The organism is Proteus hauseri (genome assembly GCF_004116975.1).
Taxonomy (GTDB): Bacteria; Pseudomonadota; Gammaproteobacteria; order Enterobacterales; family Enterobacteriaceae; genus Proteus; species Proteus hauseri.
On record NZ_CP026364.1, the window covers coordinates 277,892 to 298,166 of the forward strand.

General features: G+C 39.7%; 17 protein-coding genes. All 17 read right to left on the bottom strand.

Annotation, left to right across the window (positions count from 1 at the left end; genetic code table 11):
- Positions 1–90 precede the first annotated feature (90 nt).
- Complete coding sequence (gene ispG, locus PH4a_RS01440) at positions 91–1,212, bottom strand: flavodoxin-dependent (E)-4-hydroxy-3-methylbut-2-enyl-diphosphate synthase (RefSeq protein ID WP_129037211.1); 1,122 nt, start codon at positions 1,210–1,212, stop codon at positions 91–93.
- Positions 1,213–1,267: 55 nt separating this feature from the next.
- Positions 1,268–2,227, bottom strand: a complete 960-nt coding sequence (gene rodZ / locus PH4a_RS01445; RefSeq protein WP_129037213.1) for a cytoskeleton protein RodZ — start codon at positions 2,225–2,227, stop codon at positions 1,268–1,270.
- Between the two features lie 74 nt (positions 2,228–2,301).
- On the bottom strand, positions 2,302–2,736 hold the full coding sequence (locus PH4a_RS01450) for a hypothetical protein (RefSeq protein WP_064720564.1): 435 nt from the start codon (positions 2,734–2,736) through the stop codon (positions 2,302–2,304).
- A 90-nt stretch (positions 2,737–2,826) separates the two neighbouring features.
- Entirely contained in the window at positions 2,827–4,008 is a 1,182-nt protein-coding gene (gene rlmN, locus PH4a_RS01455) for a dual-specificity RNA methyltransferase RlmN (RefSeq protein ID WP_064720565.1), read from the bottom strand.
- Between the two features lie 136 nt (positions 4,009–4,144).
- On the bottom strand, positions 4,145–4,570 hold the full coding sequence (gene ndk, locus PH4a_RS01460; RefSeq protein WP_064720566.1) for a nucleoside-diphosphate kinase: 426 nt from the start codon (positions 4,568–4,570) through the stop codon (positions 4,145–4,147).
- A 327-nt stretch (positions 4,571–4,897) separates the two neighbouring features.
- Positions 4,898–7,219, bottom strand: coding sequence for a peptidoglycan glycosyltransferase PbpC (pbpC, locus tag PH4a_RS01465; RefSeq protein ID WP_129037215.1), 2,322 nt, complete (start codon positions 7,217–7,219; stop codon positions 4,898–4,900).
- Between the two features lie 47 nt (positions 7,220–7,266).
- Positions 7,267–12,351 (bottom strand): alpha-2-macroglobulin family protein, encoded by a 5,085-nt coding sequence (locus PH4a_RS01470; protein WP_129037216.1) that lies wholly within the window; start codon positions 12,349–12,351, stop codon positions 7,267–7,269.
- Between the two features lie 295 nt (positions 12,352–12,646).
- Entirely contained in the window at positions 12,647–13,066 is a 420-nt protein-coding gene (locus PH4a_RS01475) for an enhanced serine sensitivity protein SseB C-terminal domain-containing protein (protein ID WP_129037218.1), read from the bottom strand.
- Positions 13,067–13,096: 30 nt separating this feature from the next.
- Positions 13,097–14,392: an aminopeptidase PepB gene (pepB, locus tag PH4a_RS01480; RefSeq protein WP_129037220.1), complete on the bottom strand. Its 1,296-nt coding sequence runs from the start codon at positions 14,390–14,392 to the stop codon at positions 13,097–13,099.
- A gap of 282 nt (positions 14,393–14,674) precedes the next feature.
- On the bottom strand, positions 14,675–14,869 hold the full coding sequence (gene iscX / locus PH4a_RS01485) for a Fe-S cluster assembly protein IscX (RefSeq protein WP_420874843.1): 195 nt from the start codon (positions 14,867–14,869) through the stop codon (positions 14,675–14,677).
- A 15-nt stretch (positions 14,870–14,884) separates the two neighbouring features.
- On the bottom strand, positions 14,885–15,220 hold the full coding sequence (gene fdx / locus PH4a_RS01490) for an ISC system 2Fe-2S type ferredoxin (protein WP_129037222.1): 336 nt from the start codon (positions 15,218–15,220) through the stop codon (positions 14,885–14,887).
- 2 nt (positions 15,221–15,222) lie between these two features.
- Positions 15,223–17,073 carry a Fe-S protein assembly chaperone HscA gene (gene hscA / locus PH4a_RS01495; protein WP_129037224.1) on the bottom strand — a complete coding sequence of 617 codons (1,851 nt, stop codon included), beginning with the start codon at positions 17,071–17,073 and terminating at the stop codon, positions 15,223–15,225.
- An 11-nt stretch (positions 17,074–17,084) separates the two neighbouring features.
- Complete coding sequence (gene hscB / locus PH4a_RS01500) at positions 17,085–17,606, bottom strand: co-chaperone HscB (RefSeq protein WP_129037226.1); 522 nt, start codon at positions 17,604–17,606, stop codon at positions 17,085–17,087.
- A 48-nt stretch (positions 17,607–17,654) separates the two neighbouring features.
- Positions 17,655–17,978 carry an iron-sulfur cluster assembly protein IscA gene (gene iscA / locus PH4a_RS01505; RefSeq protein WP_064720575.1) on the bottom strand — a complete coding sequence of 108 codons (324 nt, stop codon included), beginning with the start codon at positions 17,976–17,978 and terminating at the stop codon, positions 17,655–17,657.
- Between the two features lie 90 nt (positions 17,979–18,068).
- Positions 18,069–18,455 (bottom strand): Fe-S cluster assembly scaffold IscU, encoded by a 387-nt coding sequence (gene iscU / locus PH4a_RS01510; protein ID WP_023581622.1) that lies wholly within the window; start codon positions 18,453–18,455, stop codon positions 18,069–18,071.
- A gap of 24 nt (positions 18,456–18,479) precedes the next feature.
- Positions 18,480–19,694 (bottom strand): IscS subfamily cysteine desulfurase, encoded by a 1,215-nt coding sequence (locus PH4a_RS01515; protein ID WP_129037228.1) that lies wholly within the window; start codon positions 19,692–19,694, stop codon positions 18,480–18,482.
- Between the two features lie 70 nt (positions 19,695–19,764).
- Complete coding sequence (gene iscR / locus PH4a_RS01520) at positions 19,765–20,259, bottom strand: Fe-S cluster assembly transcriptional regulator IscR (protein ID WP_064720577.1); 495 nt, start codon at positions 20,257–20,259, stop codon at positions 19,765–19,767.
- Positions 20,260–20,275 lie beyond the last annotated feature (16 nt).

Sequence of the window (20,275 nt, forward strand, 5' to 3'; positions counted from 1 at the left end):
AGACTGATTATAGAAGCGAAATCAATCAGCATTCAATCTGAAATCAATAGTAATACGGGCTCATTGTACAATGAGCCCGTAAATTGAATATTATTTGTCCAATTGATTTATATTTATACGCATATTGCTATCAAGCATTGATGCTTTAGCGCGAATTTTGGCTTCTAATAAATCAATCATATTACCATTATCAAGACGCTCTTTTTGTCTGATACCATCTTCATAAAAACCACTGCGTGTTTTTGCACCGGTTACACCCAATGTTGATACTTCAGCTTCACCAGGACCATTAACCACGCAACCAATGATAGAAACATCCATTGGGGTAATAATATCTTCAAGACGCTGCTCTAATTCATTAACGGTACCAATAACATCAAACTCTTGGCGAGAACAAGTCGGGCAAGCGATAAAGTTAATTCCACGAGAACGAATACGCAACGATTTTAAAATATCAAAGCCGACTTTCACTTCTTCGACAGGATCTGCTGCCAATGAAATTCTTAATGTATCGCCTATCCCTTCAGATAATAAAAGCCCAAGACCTATTGCAGATTTTACTGATCCAGCTCTTGCACCACCCGCTTCAGTGATCCCAAGATGCAAAGGTTGATCGATTTTTTTCGCTAATAAACGATAAGAATCAACGGCAAGAAAAACATCTGATGCCTTAACACTGACTTTAAATTTATCAAAATTTAGTCTATCAAGGATATCAACATGGCGCATTGCTGACTCTAATAATGCTTCTGGTGTTGGTTCCCCATACTTTTCTTGAATATCTTTTTCAAGAGAGCCACCATTCACGCCAATACGAATTGGAATATCATAATCACGAGCACAGTCAACAACTTGTCTAATACGTTCTTCGTTACCAATATTACCTGGATTGATACGTAAACAATCAACACCATATTCAGCGACTTTTAGTGCAATACGATAATCAAAATGAATATCAGCAACTAAAGGTACATTAACTTGTTGTTTGATTAATTTAAATGCTTCAGCAGCATCCATTGTTGGTACAGAAACACGAACTATATCCACCCCTACACGCTCCAGTGCTTTAATCTGGCGAACAGTCGCATCTACGTCTGTCGTTCGTGTATTCGTCATCGACTGCACCGCGATAGGCGCACCATCGCCAATAGGTACATTACCAACATAAATTCGGGTCGATTTACGACGAATAATAGGTGATTCTTTATGCATTCTTAATTCTCCCATGCTTCCATGCTTCCATGCTTACTCAAATATTGTAGTCAGATTAGGCGCCTGGTACGGTTATTTTTGCTATTTTGCCAGTAAAACGGCTTAGATCGATAGATTCGCCATTAAACTGTAAGCGAGTTACTGAAGGCGCACCTATTTTTAGTTTATAAGGTTGCTCACCATTAAATTCCAGACGTTCGCCAGCTTTCTTAATACCATTAAATAAGACTTTATTTTGAGCATTACGAATTTCTAACCAACATTCACCATCAAACATGATAACAAGCTGATCAGCGACAGCCGCGGTTGCGGTTGCTGTTTCATCAGTTGCATGTGCACGAGAAGTGGTTGATGTAGTTAGAGGTGACACTGGTAATGGAACCGTTTTTACTTCAGCTGTTGATATTGCTTTTGCAGGAGTAGACTCAACAACCTTATCCGGCTGATTATTTACTATCACAGAATCAGATTCTTGCAAATTTTCACCCTCTGATACAGGCGTATTATCTAAGGATGCTAAAGGAGAATTTATTGTATTCGAACTTTCTTGCGAGTTGTTTTTCTCTATGTTTTGAGATGCCATAGAGACCAATTCTTGTTGATCGGCTTGATGCCCTTGCCACCACCAAACACCTACGAATGCCACCATCACAATGAGAATAACCCATGTGATTTTCATCAACCAGCCTTCACGTTTTTTGTGTCTTTTGCCTAATGAATAATTTTGAGTAGTGGTCACTCGAATTTGTTTAGCCGGTGCTTGTTGATTGATAAAACCAAGAATTTCACTTTCAGGAACACCAACTAACTTAGCATAAGAACGCATATATCCGCGTAAAAATGTTGGTGCAATATCCGAAGAAACATCATCCGTTTCGATTTCACGAACTGTCGATAACTTCAAACAAAGTCGATCAGCAACAGTTTGTTGTGTTAACCCCACTCTTTCACGAGCCTGACGTAAAAGTTGACCTGCTGTTAATTTCACTTCTTCGGTTTTGTTTTCAGTATTCATTAGCAATCTAGGCACTGTGGCTATTGGATGTTTAACATTGATGAACACGTAAAGCACCCAGTACCTTAACGCTATCACCGCGAATTTTGTGATATATCTGGATCACCTTGTTGGCAAACCAAATATTCTGGCGATATATCCTCAATTACTACTCTATTGTTATTTAATAGATTTTGTTCACAAAGGAAATTGCCATAAAGTCTTAATACATTAACATTTACTGGCTTCGACTTCATCGCTAATTTGTAATAATGTTGCGCTTGGATCTTATCGCCTAATAATTGAAATGTTAAAGCCATTCCTGTATTTGCTTGAGGATGTGTTGGCATCACTGAAAGCACTTTTTGGAAATGGTATTGCGCTATTTGGTATTGCTGTTCAGCTAAATAAGCTTCACCTAATTGTAAGCGAGTCGAAACAGCCACACGCTTTTGATTGGCTGATGGTTGACAACCTAATACCAACAACATCAAGCCAATAGTTGCTACTAATGATGATATCCTTATCATCGTCATATCCCTTAAGTGTTTTCATCCTTGTAACTCTTTGTATTATGATAATTCTACATTACGCACAACACAAAGAGACATCCACCTGTATCAGACTGCTTTAATAGAGATTGGTTCACCTTGTTGACGCTTTTTCAGTGTACGCTTAGTACGGTCGATAACATCGCCCGCTAATTGACCACATGCAGCATCAATATCATCACCTCGTGTCTTTCTCACTATCGTTGTAAAACCATATTCCATAAGTACTTTAGAGAAACGGTCAATACGACTATTAGAACTACGTCCATAAGGTGCCCCAGGGAACGGGTTCCAAGGAATTAAATTGATTTTACAAGGTGTATCTTTTAACAAATCCGCTAATTGGTGAGCCTGTTCAGTACTGTCATTAATATGATCAAGCATGACATACTCGACCGTTACTCGGCCTTGATTTGCATTTGATTTCGCAATATAACGACGAACACCATCAAGAAACATTTCAATATTATATTTCTTATTGATTGGCACAATTTCATCACGAATATCATCAGTTGGTGCGTGTAATGAAATCGCTAATGCGACATCAACAGCATCACCCAATTTATCTAATGCAGGCACAACACCTGATGTTGATACAGTGACTCGGCGTTTAGATAGACCAAAACCAAAATCATCCATCATTATTTCAAGTGCAGGAATAACGTTATTCAGATTAAGCAACGGCTCGCCCATTCCCATCATAACAACGTTAGTAATAGGACGACGACCGGTCTCTTTTAAAGAACCAATAATTTTAGCCGCTCGCCAAACCTGACCAATAATTTCAGAGACTTTTAGATTACGGTTAAAACCTTGTTGTGCTGTTGAGCAGAATTTACATTCTAGCGCACACCCCACTTGCGAAGAGACACATAACGTTGCACGATCATCTTCTGGGATATATACCGTCTCTACTTGTTGATCGCCAACAGTAATTGCCCATTTTATGGTACCATCGGTTGATCGCTGTTCTTCAGATACTTCCGGTGCTTTAATTTCTGCAACTTCTTTTAATTTAGCTCGCAGCACTTTGTTAATATCTGTCATCTGATCAAAATCATCATAACAATAGTGGTACATCCACTTCATAATTTGATCAGCACGAAACGGTTTTTCCCCCATAGAGGCAAAAAACTCTCGCATCTGTTTACGATTTAAATCTAACAGATTAATTTTTGCTTTTTGATTCACAGTATTTTCTTTAGAAACAGCGACAGAAGCGCTTGGCGCTGGAGTTATAGATTGGGACATGACATTGCCTCGTTGTTACACTATGCGGCCTGTGTTAACCAATTGGTTAACTGGATACTTTATAAAAAAAGACGCCCCGTTAATTTGCTAACAGGGCGCCGCATTGTACAGTTTTTCGTATATAGATGCTAATAAATTAGCGAGCGCAAACTTCGTCTTCAGCGAAGAAATAAGCAATTTCACGCGCTGCTGATGCTTCTGAGTCAGAACCGTGTACAGCGTTCTCAGTAAAGCTATCCGCATAATCTGCACGTAATGTGCCAGCTAATGCGTTATCTGGGTTAGTTGCGCCCATCAGATCACGGTGGCGTTGAACGGCATTTTCGCCTTCTAATACTTGAACCATAATTGGACCTGAAGTCATAAACTCAACGAGTCCGTCAAAGAAAGGACGGCCTTTGTGCTCTTCATAAAAACCTTCTGCTTGTTCGCGAGTTAAATGTAACATTTTAGCTGCAACAATGCTGAAGCCCGCGCTTTCAAAACGGTGATAGATAGCACCAATTACGTTTTTCTTTACTGCATTAGGTTTAATGATAGAAAATGTACGCTGAATAGCCATGTCTTACCTCTGATTATTTTATTAATTACAACTTTTGTTGTCTCTTTTTATCGCAGATCATGGAAGAGCGAATAAAATACCGCATTCCCTGCAAAAATAAGGGCACGATTATAGGAGGATAAAAACAAATTTCCCATATTAATCCCCCTCTTTTTTTAAAAAAATGTGGCAAAAAAGTTATAAATTATCGTTCCAATCACATTTTTACCTTTATTTGAGCCCTTTTAATCAGGAGCCCAAATAAAATAGAGCTCATTAATTCTATAAATAACAAATTATATTCAATGATAAAAATTACGATGCTCTACTTTTATAAGCACTATTAGTTTAACGGAAAGTAAAATTAACCATATCCGTTTGTCCACTTAGGTCAAGAACAGAAAGCTGATACTTACCACGCTTTTCTAGTAGATAAGAGAATACCTCACCATTTTCAGTACTGCCTATCTGTTCGCCATTTAAAAACCACCACTGAGTTCCATTTCCACCTTGTGTGGATACAGTGAGCTCTAAATCCGTTTCACCCGGTAAAGGACGTAATAGATCTCCTGCACGAATTCCTGAAATAAATAGTGGAGTATTGTCTTCTTTAATTGGAGGGCAAGTCTCAGAAATAGGAGGTAAGCGCCTTGCCCTTCGCTCTTTTTCAGGTAACCATGCTTCTAAGGCTATCGGCCATAATGCAATATCTTTTAGCTCTGCATTTGGACAATTTGGCCCTGTACGTTTACCTTCTTGATCTACCCATATTTTTTCGTTGATCCCCAAAATACCTTCTTGGTTCTCATTAAGTAATGTAGGTGGAATAGTGTTATCAAGGATCCAGCTACGGCGACTAACTCGGCAATTGCTATCTTCTTTCGCTAATATTTTACCCGTTGGCCAACAAATTGTTGCTGCGGTGACACTTTTAGGTCTTAAGTCAGTTGGTGGACGCTGTTTATTTTGATAAATATATCCAGTTAATAGATTATTTACTTGATTCATTATGGGTACCGCTGTTGCAAAACCAAATTGCCCAACAACAGGCGTGCCATCCGGTCTACCAACCCATACACCGATGGTATAGCGCGCATTCACCCCAATTGACCATGCGTCACGATAGCCATAACTTGTTCCTGTTTTCCATGCTAATGGAGCAATCGCTGAAATAGCACTATCAGGACGAGGCCGAGCTTCTCCAGCAAGAATACGACGTATTATCCACGCAGAACCCGGCGACATTAACACTCTATCTTCGATAATTTGTTCCGGCTTAAAACGCAAACCAGCAGTTTTTCCTTGTCGCGCCAATGCACTAAATGCAGCAACCAATTCATCCATTCGTGTTGCAGTCCCGCCTAAAATAAGCGCTAAATTAGGCTCTGAACCATAAGGAAAACGCATTTCTAAATGATTATGTCGTAATTTAGCTGCAAATTTTTTTGCACCATAGACTTCAATTAATTGTACTGCGGGTAAATTTAAAGAACGACTTAACGCCTCACTCGCACTAACTGCACCATTAAACCCAGAATCAAAATTACCAGGTCGATAATTATCAAATCGCCGCGGAACATCCTGCAATAGTGATTCAGCATGAATGAATCCTTCATCTAATGCTAATCCATAGATAAAAGGTTTTAATGTTGAACCTGGCGAACGCCATGCACTAATCATATCCACATGACCAAAGCGTTTATTATCATTAAAATCCGCAGAACCAACATACCCTTTCACACTCATATCTGTATGATCAACCACGAGTATTGCTAAGGATGTCTTATCTGCCAGCTGGTATTTCCATTGATTAGTAATATCTTCAAGTTGCCTTTGAATATTAATATCAATCGTTGTTGTGATAACTGGCGCTTTCTTTTCGTTATACATTCTACGAGCAAGTAAAGGCGCTAGCTGAGGAGTTTGTCTTGGTGCCAAAAGCACCTGCTCTTCTTTAATTTCATCAACTTTTTCTTGTGACCAAACTTTGTATTCAGCCAGTCTATCTAATACTTTATCTCTTGCCACCTGAGCACGCTCAGGATAGCGATCTGGTCGTAAACGGCTTGGTGCTTGAGGCAACACCGCCATTAGTGTTGCTTCACCCGCAGATAAATCAGCCGGTGACTTACCTAAATATGCCCAACTTGCAGCACCAATACCTTCAAGTGTGCCACCAAAAGGGGCTCGGTTAAGATAGATTTCAAGGATTTCATCTTTCGAGTAATACCACTCTAATTGTGCTGTTCGCCATAATTGCTTTAATTTTCCACCTAAGGTACGAGAATGCGGGTCAATTAAACGAGCAACTTGCATTGATAATGTACTTCCACCTGACACTATTCGTCCTGAGCTCAAATCTTGCCAAGCCGCACGTAATATCGCCATAGGATTAACACCGGGATGTTGATAAAACCAACGATCCTCATAGGTAATTAAAGCTTGTAAGTATTCGGGAGAGACATCAGAAAGCTTAACATGATAACGCCATACACCATCTTTATCGGCAAATCGCCATAACGGTGTTCCATCTTGAGCAGTAACAATGGTTGCAATTTGTGGTTCAGGATCAGGAAGAGGCCAGATTTTATCGGCTACCCACACTAAAACAGGGGTAGCTAACACAAAAATAATAACGACGGCAATAAACCGTTTATATCCTATTTTCATTCAATAACTCAAAGAAAAAGCCCTTTCCAAAGAAAGGGCTAAGAATATTAAGGAACAACATCAATTTTAGTTTCAGTTTTTCCTAATGCACGCCAATAAGGCACATACATTGATTCTACTTGTGGTGGTGGAACTTGATAACTGCCCGGAGTAACCGCTCTGGCTAAATACAACAAGGTTACAGGACGATACTTATCAACAGAAACTGCAGCAACAAATCGGTCATCTCTATATTCAAGATGTTTGATATTTGCTTGTCCCATATCATCAATCAATTCCTGTAGGTCAGCAGCACTATCGCTTAAGCTTGCACTACTTGACGCCAAGTTTTGATTTTCAATTTCAAGACCTGCCGGCAACATATCAACCACCAGCGCATCTGGTACATCTCTATCTGCTGATACTTCAAGTTTCACTACCAGCATCTCACCACTTTGTAAACGATTTGGATGAACTCGATTACCTTTCAAGTCATAGTAGCTACGGTAAATATTCAACACATTAGAATAAGGTGCAGGTGCAACCTTCGGATATCCTACAACATTCATTCGTGAATAAATCGTTGCGCCACCACGATTGTTTAGCTCTAACCCTTCTTGTAATTGAGTTGCTGTTAGTGTTTCATTCACTGCACGATCACTGCTTATCGATGGAGTTTGACGATTTACTACAACTTCCCAAGGTTGCTCAGCCATATTGATAAAGAAACGGCCAGCAAGATAGAGAGAATTACTTTCTTGAGTTGAGAACCACTCACGCCCTGTTAAATTATCGGACAACGTCACAACACTAATATCGCGAGATTGAGTTTCAAGGTTGTTTTCACTTAACAATGCGATAATCAGCGCTTGATCTCGAATAACACTACCGTAATCACCTAAACCGTAATTATATTTACGCTCTGTTGTCACACCTTCAGCAATTAGGCTTTCAGCGCGACTATTGTCGCCCATCTGTTTTAATGCAATACCTAATTGAACTAATGCTAAACCACTTCCTGCTTGGTTACGCTCAAGGTATAAGCGGCGCAAGTCTCCCAATGGAGCTTTTTGCTGATTTGCTAACACTAAAGCAGCGTAAGCTCTTGCAGAGAAACGCGCAGCATCTTGGTTTACGGCATATTCGTAGTTAATTAAGCTCTTATCTTGTAAATAGCGTAATAAACGGTCGTTAGCACGTTTTAGTGCATCAGAAGGAACTGAATAACCTTGCTGAGATGCACGGAACAAGAAATCAGTAGCATAAGCAGATAACCAATACTCTTCACGACCGCCTTGGCTCCATAAAGAGAATCCACCATCGGCTTTTTGCATTGTTAACAAATGCGCTATACCCGTTTCAATGGCTAATTTTCTATCAGCATCGGTTTGTGTTTTTATGCCTAGTTGCTTTAACTCTTTTTCTGTTGAGTAAAGTGAAGGATAAAGGCCACTCACCGTTTGCTCTAAACAACCATAAGGATAAGCAAATAGCTCTCTGACATAACGTGCAATCTGTAACGGTGGACGACTAGTAAGTAAAAGCTCACCTTCTAATGTTGAAGTATTAAAACGATTTAATATTTCTGTTGGTAAACTCCAAGTTTCACCATCTTGCAATGTACTTGCATAATGTAGCGTTTCTGCTGGGTAAGCCGGACGCACACCAATTTTCCATGTATTTTGATAAGGTTTTATCTCTTCACCAGGCACTTTAACGCCATAGATAGACAGTGAAAATTCACCTTGTCCAAAGCCATGTTTTGCTTTTACTGGAATTTGAATTTGAGTTCGTTCACCTTTTGTCAGCGAAACGGTTTTGCTCTCAGAGCCAGCCAAACCTACTAACCCAGAAGCGGTATAATTTAAGGTAATTGCCTGTGCATCATCGGTTAGGTTGGTTAAATCTAAAGAAAGCAATGCATTATCACCACCAGCCATAAAACGTGGTAACGATAATTGTGTGACTAATGGCGCAGCAATAACCACTTTACCTTCTTGGCTACCAAATTTATCGGCAGTCCAAGCCTGTGCCATTAAACGAACTTCACCATTAAATTCAGGAATAGGTAAAGAGACTTCCCCTTCGCCTTTTTCATTTAATTTTACTGGGGCACTTTGCTGAGCAATGATTTGCACATCCGTTAGTGGTTTTTTACCACCTCGAGATAATGTTGATTCCTCACCACCATCACCACCAAAACGCAAGTTAGCTAAGCGCCCTTCACCTTCAATTAATTGACCATAAACATCATATTGATCAACGCTATAACGTTTACGACCGAAGAAGGCATCATAAGGATTTGGTGTTTTATATTCAGTAATATTTAGCACACCAGTATCAACGGCAGAAACCAACACATTGATATTTTCTGGTAACGGCTGTCCTGCAACTGGATTCGCTTTAATACGGATTTTTAAATCCTGATTTGGGCGAATTTTCTCTGGAGCATCAAGGGAAATATCGATTTGGCGATTCTTATCTTGCAAAGGTAAATGCAAAATACCTACAGCGCGTTTTACTGTCGCTTGTTTTGAGGTATCACCAGGACGAACAACAACAGAAGTTAAATAAAGATCGTGTCGTGCCCACTCTTTATTGATAGGAACATCAACAGTAAGCCCTTTTTCTGGCACATCAATTTCTTGCCACCATAAAGGCCCATCACTTGATTCAAGCAACACATAACCTTTACCCGAATGAGGCGCAACAATATTTAATTTAACCTTTTCACCCGGTAAATAACTTTCTTTATCGAGAGACAGTTTTACTTGATCAGGTCTTACCGCACCGGTACCGCCAGTGTTATCCATCCAAGAATAACCTGCCCAAAAACGCAAGCTACTGACTAACTCAGTTTTAGGGTCAATCACTTCAATACGGTAAGAGCCCCATTCTACTGGGAATGAGACTTTCGCTGTGCCATCTTTTGCAATTTTGATGGTCTGCTCATCCATTTGCAGATCTTTTTCGTTATAACCTGATTCCCAACCATTTGAACTAGACCAACGCCAGTAATAATCATGGCGCTCATAAATAAATCTTACCTTAAGGTCATTAGCGGCTAATTTTTTACCGTCTTGGTCGGTATAAACAATTTCAAACTCGGCCATCGAGTTTTCATCAACGCTATAGCCAGCTTTATATTTATCTGTGCGATAGTCGTAGACTTCTTTTTTAGGGAATACAGGTCGAATACCCGCTAAATGTGTAGCTGGCCATACCGCTTGTTGATAACGACGCGTAACTGGTCGTCCACCCGCCTCAAGTAAACTTGCTTGTAATATAATGTTAATTGGTGATTTTAGTTCTGCATAACGTTCACTATCAACGCTTAATTCGCTTACACCATCACTATCAAGATTAAGCTCAAATTCATCTAAAAGACGACTAAAGTTTTCATCTTTTACTGCACCAAACTCATAGCCTGGTAATTTGCTTACGGCTTCGCGCGATGATTTTAAGAACACTTGGCCTTGTAGTCGATTATCCGCAGCTGGAGCGCCATAAAGATAGCGGCCTTTAAAATCAAAATAAGCATCATTACCGCTTAACAAGATACCTTTTTTACCGGTTATTTCTAATGCCATACGCTCTGGCATAAAATCTTCGACCTGAAACTCATAAAAACGTGGTGTACCATCACCCACATCAAAACGAAGTGTGCGTGTACCGGTACTTTCATCTTCAGGAATAACCAGTTTTAATTGATATAAACCATTTTCAGGTTGCCAAACAAAGCTACGTGAAATTTGACCATCTGTTTTGAGTAAATCAACTTTAACGGGTTGTTCTTTAATCGGATTACCATCACCATCGCGCAATAATGCATTAACGATTAAGGTTTCACCAGGGCGATATAAATCACGAGGGCCAAATGCAAAAAACTGTTTGTTATAACCTTGAGGCCCACCAATATCAAATTCTGATAGATCAAGCGCGGGTTTGCGCAAATCAATCATACTGGTTTGCCCATCACGAACAGCCATTAATAAACGGGCTTCATCACTTTTTTCTAGTGTTGCATGTCCTTGGCTATCCGTTTGGGCTTTAGAAATTAAATTCCCTTTTTCATCTAATAAACGGATTTCAACTTTACTTAATGCTGAGCCATTTTTTAGTGATTGAGTAAAAATATCGATACTATTGAGATAACTGTGCATAGACAGACCAATATCACTAAAAGTGAATACTGTTGCAGGCACGGTATAAGAGTATTTCCCTGCTTGCTGCATCACAGCAATATAGGCACCCTCTTTTTTCAATGCATCGATAGATCTCAATGGTAACAAGACATTTTCACGCGTATTTGTTTCTGTATTTAACTCGAAACGCCCGGTATAAACTAAATCGGCCTGAGCTAGAAACTCATCTGATTCCCAATAGTTAATATTAGAACGACTTTCCCACTGTGTTAGAAATTGTGCTAATTTGTCGTCTTTAACACGGAAAAAGTTAACATCAACTTGCCCCACATTTAATGCAATAATAGGCAAACCTTCAGCTGCCTCTAACGGTAATAATGAGCCTTTACTTGTAAAACCAACGGAAGGAAAAATTTCTTCTGTGGTAAATTTTTGGCTAAATGCGGCAATTAAAGCACGTTCATTAATACCTTTGATTTTATCATCAATGGTTAAATTCAATTCAGTTGATGGAGGTAAATGACGGAAACGTAACTCCATTAAGTTATCTGATAACTCCCACGCGCCTTCGAGCTTACCTTTCTTGGTATCAACAAGATGCACAACATCATCAAATTTCTGATCAGGATCGAGTGGTACTGAGAAAGTGACCACCATAGTACTTGCACCATCACGTTGGAGTTCAGATGCATCTAATACCGTGACATCCTTACCCGCAAAACGTGTTGCTAATTCATTACGTACTTCTTGGCTTGTTAGCGCAGTTTCATTCTTAGTTTTGGTTGTTACTGACGCATTTTCACCATTTTGAGTTACACTATTTGCCGTCTGCTGTTCAGTGTTTTTTTGTTCTGAAGCTTGCGAGTTTGCTACTTTATCTGATGTAGATGATTCAGCTTCTTTGTCGTCACATCCTGCCAAAGCGAGTGCAGACGCCAATACAACGGCAAGAGAGCACCAACGATAGCCTCTTTTTTCCGTGTATTGTCTAAATTGACTTTGATTCATACCCTTTTCCTTTAATTCAAAACCTGAATAATGCGATGTTTATGCAGGCTGAGATAATATATAAAAATGACGATTCTAATAAGATAAAAAGTGACAATATCTATTATATTTTATCGAATGATGCACGTAGGCTAAGAATTCAATATGGAGTTATCTCCATTTTTTAACCAAGACGCTATAAAAACAAAGTGTTACATAAAAATGCACATAATTCGTCAATTTAATCATTTCCTTATTATAGGGTAAAAAAAAGCGATATCTGATGAGATATCGCCTAAATTTACTGTATTAATCGTTATAGATTAACTATTGGAATACCTTTACGTAGAAAACCACCGAGTTTACGTTGATAGAAAGGTGATACATGGTGGATCATAAAGTGACTCACACCCTTTTCATCTTTGTTTACAAAGCAAAAATCGATAGATTGTCCTTCTTCTAAGTGCTCAAAAACAGATTCCGCAGCTTGTGGGAGTAACTCAGCAATAGCCTCTTCTTCTCCAGTGATCTCTAGCCCAATGAGATAAAATGTTTCATCGTCTCCAACTTCCTGCGCATTAACAATAAAAGCTCTACGAATAGGCTTATGCTGAATAAAAAATTCACTTAATGCATTAGTCAGTTTTTCAGGTTGTGGATCTAGAACACTTAATTTTAAAGAAGAACCTTCAACAGCAACAATTTCTTGTGTCTCAAATTGCTCAGATACAGCCATAACAAACTCCAAATCAAATAACGTTTATTTTTATTTTGCTTTTGCTAATAACAGGTTCGCAATAGAGCGAACACCATAGCCTGTTGCACCGGCCGCCCATTGCTCTACAGAGGATTTTCTGTAAGTCGCTGAGCAATCGATATGCACCCAACCTTTTTTATAATCGGTAACAAAGTGCGATAAGAATGCTGCCGCAGTACTAGCACCAGCAGTATGAGATGGCGCTGCAATATTATTCAGATCGGCAAAACTTGAAGGCAGTTGGCTACGATGGAAATCCGCTAATGGTAAACGCCAGAACAGCTCATTTTCTTGATCAGCACTGTTTAATAATTCAGCTGCAAGCTGGTCATCAAAGCTTAAAACAGAGTGATAGTCATTACCTACAGCAACCTTCGCTGCACCCGTTAAAGTTGCTGCATCAATAATTAGTTCTGGTGCCATATTGCTTGCATCGATAAGTCCGTCAGCCAATACTAAGCGGCCTTCAGCATCTGTATTCATAATTTCAACAGATTTACCATTACGGTAACGAATAATATCGCCCAATTTAAACGCATTACCGCTAACCATATTATCAGCAATACAAAGAAGCAGTTTTACGCGTTTATTTAAGCCACGAGTTATCGCTAATGCCAATGCTCCGGCTAAAGTTGCAGCCCCCCCCATATCAGCTTTCATTGAGTTCATAGATGATGAAGGTTTAATGCTATAACCACCTGAATCAAAAGTGATACCTTTACCGACAAGGCAAGCAAATACAGGAGCAGAAGGATCTTCTGTTGGATTAAAGTCGAGTGATAAATAAACCGGATCACGAGAAGATCCGCGGCCTACTGTGTAGATACCTGCATAATTTTGCTCTCGAAGATCTGCGCCTTTCGTGATTTTATAATTAATATCGTCTTTATCAAGGCCACAAAATAGATCAACGGTGCGCTGTGCTAGCTGTTCAGGCCCCAATTCTTCGGCTGGTGTGTTAATTGTATCGCGAACCCAATCGACAATGCGGATGCGTGCTTCTAATTCGTGTTTATCCGCATCATTTAATTGTGGCCATTCGATAGAGCGTGCACCTTTAGGTGCTCTGAATCCTAACCAGAATGCCCAGCTGCGCTCTAAATCCCAACCATCACCAACAAGAGCAACATTACGAATACCTTGACTATCGATTTTACGTCCACCACGCTGAATTGCGCCTAATCGATTTTCTTCCGTTAAATGGATCGTCATGCCAGTTTCGTTAGTGCTAATTAGTGCTTTTTCACCCCAACATGCTGATGCAGGTTCATTAGACAGCATGATAGGCATAATTTGTTTATTCATTTATTGTCTCACTTATTATTACTGGTGGCAGTTAACCTATTCAGACTAACAGATATTTACCTTTCAGAGTTATTAATTTACGGCAAAAATAGAGAGGTCACCATATCTATAAGGTCGTCTCGTATACTTACACTACGTTCTACGAACAATATCGCATTGCGACATATAATTATTTCCCTAGTTCTAGTTATTTATTCTATGAAAATAGCTATTTATCGTCATGCTCATAAACAAAAAGACTGGCATTAGCCAGTCTTTAAAACGCAGTGTTATTTGCATCAATTATTCAAATTCGTCCAACCACACTAAAAGGATCGCTTCGAGAACTTTTTCATTTGATTTTTGTGGATCATCATCAAAACCTTCTAGTTCACAAATCCATTGGTGCATATCAGTAAAACGAACTGTTTTAGGATCCGTATCAGGATAGAGATCAAATAAGGCTTCGCCTATTTCTCTGGTATCACTCCATTTCATATTTATCTCCTAAAATCAGTGCTCTCTAGCATGGTTAATAGAATATTTAGGTATCTCAACGACTAAATCTTCATCAGTCACTTTTGCTTGGCAACTTAGGCGACTTTCCGGTTCTAATCCCCAGGCTTTATCTAACATGTCATCTTCAAGTTCTGTACTTTCTTCAAGAGAATCAAAACCTTCGCGAACAACACAGTGGCATGTAGTACATGCACATGACATTTCACAAGCATGTTCAATCTCAATGCCGTTTCGTAATGCGACATCAAGAATAGATTCACCTTCAGTGGCTTCAACAACGGCACCTTCAGGGCAAAGTGTGCTATGGGGTAAAAATACAATTTTAGGCATAGTTATATCTCATCCACAGAATGACCTGCCAACGCTTGACGAATGGAGCTATCCATACGGCGCGCCGCAAAATCCTGAGTTTGCTTATCCAGTTGTTTAATTGCGTTTTCTATCGCGACAGGATCTGTCCCTTCAACGCTTTCTATTAAGGTATCTACAATTTTGTCGATAGCAGTTTTCTCATCCTCACTTAAGAGATGAGCATCTTCTTCTAATGCTGCGGTTAAGCTTTCTAACACGCGAGCTGCTTCAACTTTTTGCTCAGCAAGGCGACGAGCTTGTAAATCTTCTTGGGCATTTTCCATCGAAGATTGGATCATCTTAGCGATTTCTGTATCACTAAGACCATAAGACGGTTTAACTTGTACTGAGGCTTCAACACCCGTCGATTTTTCCATTGCACTGACACTCAACAAACCATCAGCATCAACTTGGAAAGTCACTCGAATATGCGCACCACCCGCAGCCATTGGAGGGATCCCTCGTAATGTGAAGCGAGCCAATGAACGGCAATCACTCACCATTTCGCGCTCACCCTGAACCACATGAACGCTCATGGCCGTTTGACCATCTTTAAAAGTGGTAAATTCTTGTGCTCTTGCAACAGGAATAGTGGTATTACGAGGAATAACTTTCTCGACTAATCCCCCCATAGTTTCTAAGCCAAGTGAAAGAGGAATGACATCAAGCAGTAACATGTCGCTATCAGGTTTATTTCCCACTAAAATATCAGCTTGAATTGAAGCACCAATTGCAACCACTTTATCGGGATCAATTGAAGTTAGCGGTTCACGTTTAAAATAGTCACCAACCATTTGGCGAACTAATGGGACTCGAGTTGAACCACCCACCATAACAACTTCTAAAACATCGTCAATTTCGATATCAGCATCTTTCAATGCACGACGAACAGATAATAGAGTACGTTTAACTAAAGGTTGAATTAATGATTCAAATTCAGCGCGAGTGATTTCTCCTTTCCAGCCATTAATACTGATATCAACGACATCGTTATCACTCAATGCAATTTTTGTTTCTGATGCAATATCAATCAATTGGCGCTGTAATATAGCATCTTTTTGATGACCAAAGCCTGCGCGATCTCTTATCCAATCCGCTAGCATCATATCAAAATCATCACCACCTAAAGCCGTATCACCACCAGTGGCTAAAACTTCAAAAACACCTTTCGTTAAACGTAAAACCGAAATATCAAAAGTACCACCACCTAAGTCATAAACCACGATGGTACCTTCTTTTCCGGAATCTAAACCATAAGCTATTGCCGCAGCAGTAGGCTCATTGAGTAGACGCAAAACATGTAATCCTGCGCGGCGCGCTGCTTCTTTAGTACCTTGACGCTGTGCATCATCAAAATAAGCTGGCACAGTCACGACAACACCATCCAGTTCACCACCTAATGATTGAACTGCGCGATCAGCAAGCGCTTTAAGAATTTCAGAAGACACTTGAATAGGATCAACAATACCCACTGAAGTTTTAATCAACGGTAACCCATTTTCATTATCATGAAAGTGATAAGGTAAATTAGGATAACGACTCGTCACATCACTTAATGAGCGACCTAACATTCGTTTTATCGAGCTAATAGTATTCGCAGGGTCTTTTTCAGCTTCTTTTTTTGCCTTCCAACCCACATTGATATTATCAACCTGATACTGCACAACAGATGGCAATAAATAGCGACCTTCGTTATCAGAAAGCGCTTCGGCTTGCCCACTACGTACAGTGGCAACTAATGAGTGTGTAGTCCCTAAATCAATACCCGCAGCAAGTCTACGCTGATGTGGCGCAGGTGTTTGACCTGGTTCGCTAATTTGTAATAATGACATAACAATTTCCCTTAAAAACCATCAAACAAGCGTTCTTCTAAATGTGCAACTTGCTCTTTCAATTTAGCCAGAAAACGTAGTTTTCTAACATTATCAGCAGCAACATCCCAATTTTGGTTATCCAGTGTTTCCACCATTTCGTCATGACGTACTGTGTACATTTTTTCTAGACGAGAGGTAAAATCAGCCAGCAAGCTTTCAGCATCAGTGCTGTTTTCGATATTATCCAGCTCTTCACGAAGCGTGAGTTGCTCCATTAGAAATGCGGTGTCATGCATCGTTTGCTGCTCATTTGCAATATCAATGCCTTGCAACGAAAGCATATACTCTGCTCTAGAGAGAGGATTTTTTAAGGTTTGATAAGCCTGATTGATTGTTGAAGCAAGGGAAATAGCTTGAGTCTGTTCTTTTTCTGATTTTCCAGCAAAGCGATCAGGATGATATTGACGTTGCATATCCTGATAATGCGACGCAAGTTGCTGTTTATCAATATCAAAACAATTAGGAATGCCTAACAGTGTGAAATAGTCCATACATCTACTCTTGGATTAATTAACGTTAATACCGTGTTTTAACACAAATTACACAGTAAAGCTTTCACCACAACCACACTCATTTGAAACATTAGGGTTGTTAAACTTAAAGCCTTCGTTTAATCCTTCCTTGACGAAATCAAGCTCTGTTCCATCTAAATAAACAATGCTTTTACCATCAACGATAACCTTCACACCTTTGTCTTCAAAAACAGTATCTTCGTCATTGATGACATCAGCAAACTCAAGAACATAAGCCATTCCAGAACAACCAGATGTTCTAACACCTAAACGCAAACCTTCACCTTTTCCACGGTTAGAGAGAAAAGAGCGAACACGATCCGCAGCGGATTCTGTAAGGGAAATTGACATGGCACACCTCACTCATAAAGAACGAAAGCGGATACTGAAAAATTATCTTCAGCATCCGCCAATATTTTATTTTTTTATTATAAAAGACAATTACTTGCCTTGGCGTTTGCTTTTATAGTCTGCAATCGCTGCTTTTATTGCATCTTCTGCAAGAATTGAACAGTGGATCTTCACCGGTGGTAATTCTAGCTCTTCTGCAATAGCGGTATTTTTAATAGATTCAGCTTCGTCTAATGTTTTGCCTTTCATCCATTCAGTCACTAATGAACTTGAAGCAATTGCTGAACCACAACCATAAGTTTTAAAACGCGCATCTTCAATTACGCCATTATCATCAACTTTGATTTGTAACTTCATTACGTCACCACAAGCGGGTGCACCAACCATACCACTACCTACTGTAGGATCGTTATTATCGAATGATCCCACGTTACGAGGATTTTCATAATGATCAATTACTTTATCGCTATAAGCCATGATTTAACTCCTGAAAACGTCTGATTAATGGTGAGACCATTCGATACTGTTGATATCAACGCCTTGTTTATGCATATCCCAAAGTGGAGAAAGATCACGTAAACGACCTATCGCACTATGAATTTGTTCAATTGCATAATCTATTTCTTCTTCTGTAGTAAAACGACCTAAAGAGAAGCGAATAGAACTGTGTGCCAATTCATCTGTAAGACCTAAAGCACGCAGTACATAAGAAGGTTCTAAACTTGCTGAAGTACAGGCAGAACCTGAAGAAACAGCAAGATCTTTCAGTGCCATCATTAATGATTCACCTTCAACATAGTTGAAGCTTACATTAAGAATGTTTGGCGCCGTATGTTCCAAAGAACCATTGATATAAACTTCTTCAATATCTTTAATGCCATTCCATAAACGTAAACGTAGCTCGTTTAAACGTTTAGTTTCATCAGCCATTTCTTCTTTCAAAATACGGTAAGCTTCGCCCATACCCACAATTTGGTGAACGGCTAATGTCCCTGAACGCATACCACGCTCGTGTCCACCACCATGCATTTGTGCTTCTAGGCGAATACGTGGTTTACGGCGAACATAAAGCGCACCAACCCCCATAGGCCCGTATACTTTATGTGCAGAAAGAGAGAGTAAATCGACTTTTAATTTAGAAAGATCGATAGGTAATTTACCGACGCTTTGTGTCGCATCTACATGGTAAATAACACCTTTGCTACGGCATAATTCACCAATAGCAGCAATATCTTGAACCACACCAATTTCGTTATTTACATGCATAATAGAAACTAGAATAGTATCTTCACGCATAGCTTCTTCAAGCTCTTTCAGATCAATAAGACCATCACGTTTTGGTGCTAAATAAGTCACTTCAAAACCTTCACGTTCTAACTGACGGCAAGTATCTAAAATAGCTTTATGTTCAGTTTTAGAAGTGATGATGTGCTTACCTTTCTTTTGATAAAAGTTAGCAACACCTTTTAAGGCAAGGTTATCAGCTTCAGTTGCGCCTGATGTGAAAACGATTTCACGAGGATCTGCACCGATTAAATCAGCTATCTGATTACGGGCAATATCTACCGCTTCTTCAGCTTGCCAACCAAAACGATGTGAACGCGAGGCTGGGTTACCAAAAATACCGTCCATTGTCAGACATTGCATCATTTTTTCAGCAACTCGTGGATCAACAGGAGTGGTTGCTGAATAATCTAAATAAATGGGTAATTTCATTGCTCACTAACTCCAAAGACGACGAATCTTCTTTAATAATTTTGTTTTTTTGCCTACTCAAAAATCGCCGTTACACACGCATATTAATAATGGTTTCTTGTACACGGCCATTGAGCGTCCGACGTTTTTCATTGTCTTGACGGTCGGCAACATCCATAACCTCTTCGTTATTTACTAACTCTTCAAGGCTGATACTACTAAGGAAACTGGTAATGCGATCACTTAAGTCACGCCACAAAGTATGAGTTAGGCAACGGTCGCCACCTTGACAACCTTCTTTGTTACCCTGACAACGAGTAGCATCGACAGATTCATCAACCGCAGAAATAACTTGAGCAATAAAAATTTGCCCTGCTTCACGACCTAATAAGTATCCGCCACCAGGGCCACGAACACTTGCGACTAGCTCGTTTTTACGCAAACGTGAGAAAAGCTGCTCAAGATAAGAAAGGGAAATCCCTTGACGCTCAGAAATATCAGCGAGGGGAACAGGGCCTTGCTGTGAATGCAACGCAACATCAAGCATTGCAGTAACGGCATAACGCCCTTTTGATGTCAGTCTCATAACAAATACTCCGTGG

Bases quoted from the DNA above. Each gene is read 5' to 3' on its own strand.
- pbpC (WP_129037215.1), bottom strand. From the start codon at position 7,219: ATGAAAATAGGATATAAACGGTTTATTGCCGTCGTTATTATTTTTGTG.
- hscA (WP_129037224.1), bottom strand. From the start codon at position 17,073: ATGTCATTATTACAAATTAGCGAACCAGGTCAAACACCTGCGCCACAT.
- PH4a_RS01450 (WP_064720564.1), bottom strand. From the start codon at position 2,736: ATGATAAGGATATCATCATTAGTAGCAACTATTGGCTTGATGTTGTTG.
- iscX (WP_420874843.1), bottom strand. From the start codon at position 14,869: ATGAAATGGAGTGATACCAGAGAAATAGGCGAAGCCTTATTTGATCTC.
- rodZ (WP_129037213.1), bottom strand. From the start codon at position 2,227: ATGAATACTGAAAACAAAACCGAAGAAGTGAAATTAACAGCAGGTCAA.
- iscU (WP_023581622.1), bottom strand. From the start codon at position 18,455: ATGGCTTATAGCGATAAAGTAATTGATCATTATGAAAATCCTCGTAAC.
- ispG (WP_129037211.1), bottom strand. From the start codon at position 1,212: ATGCATAAAGAATCACCTATTATTCGTCGTAAATCGACCCGAATTTAT.
- fdx (WP_129037222.1), bottom strand. From the start codon at position 15,220: ATGCCTAAAATTGTATTTTTACCCCATAGCACACTTTGCCCTGAAGGT.
- iscR (WP_064720577.1), bottom strand. From the start codon at position 20,259: ATGAGACTGACATCAAAAGGGCGTTATGCCGTTACTGCAATGCTTGAT.
- pepB (WP_129037220.1), bottom strand. From the start codon at position 14,392: ATGAATAAACAAATTATGCCTATCATGCTGTCTAATGAACCTGCATCA.
- PH4a_RS01470 (WP_129037216.1), bottom strand. From the start codon at position 12,351: ATGAATCAAAGTCAATTTAGACAATACACGGAAAAAAGAGGCTATCGT.
- iscA (WP_064720575.1), bottom strand. From the start codon at position 17,978: ATGTCAATTTCCCTTACAGAATCCGCTGCGGATCGTGTTCGCTCTTTT.
- ndk (WP_064720566.1), bottom strand. From the start codon at position 4,570: ATGGCTATTCAGCGTACATTTTCTATCATTAAACCTAATGCAGTAAAG.
- rlmN (WP_064720565.1), bottom strand. From the start codon at position 4,008: ATGTCCCAATCTATAACTCCAGCGCCAAGCGCTTCTGTCGCTGTTTCT.
- PH4a_RS01515 (WP_129037228.1), bottom strand. From the start codon at position 19,694: ATGAAATTACCCATTTATTTAGATTATTCAGCAACCACTCCTGTTGAT.
- hscB (WP_129037226.1), bottom strand. From the start codon at position 17,606: ATGGACTATTTCACACTGTTAGGCATTCCTAATTGTTTTGATATTGAT.
- PH4a_RS01475 (WP_129037218.1), bottom strand. From the start codon at position 13,066: ATGGCTGTATCTGAGCAATTTGAGACACAAGAAATTGTTGCTGTTGAA.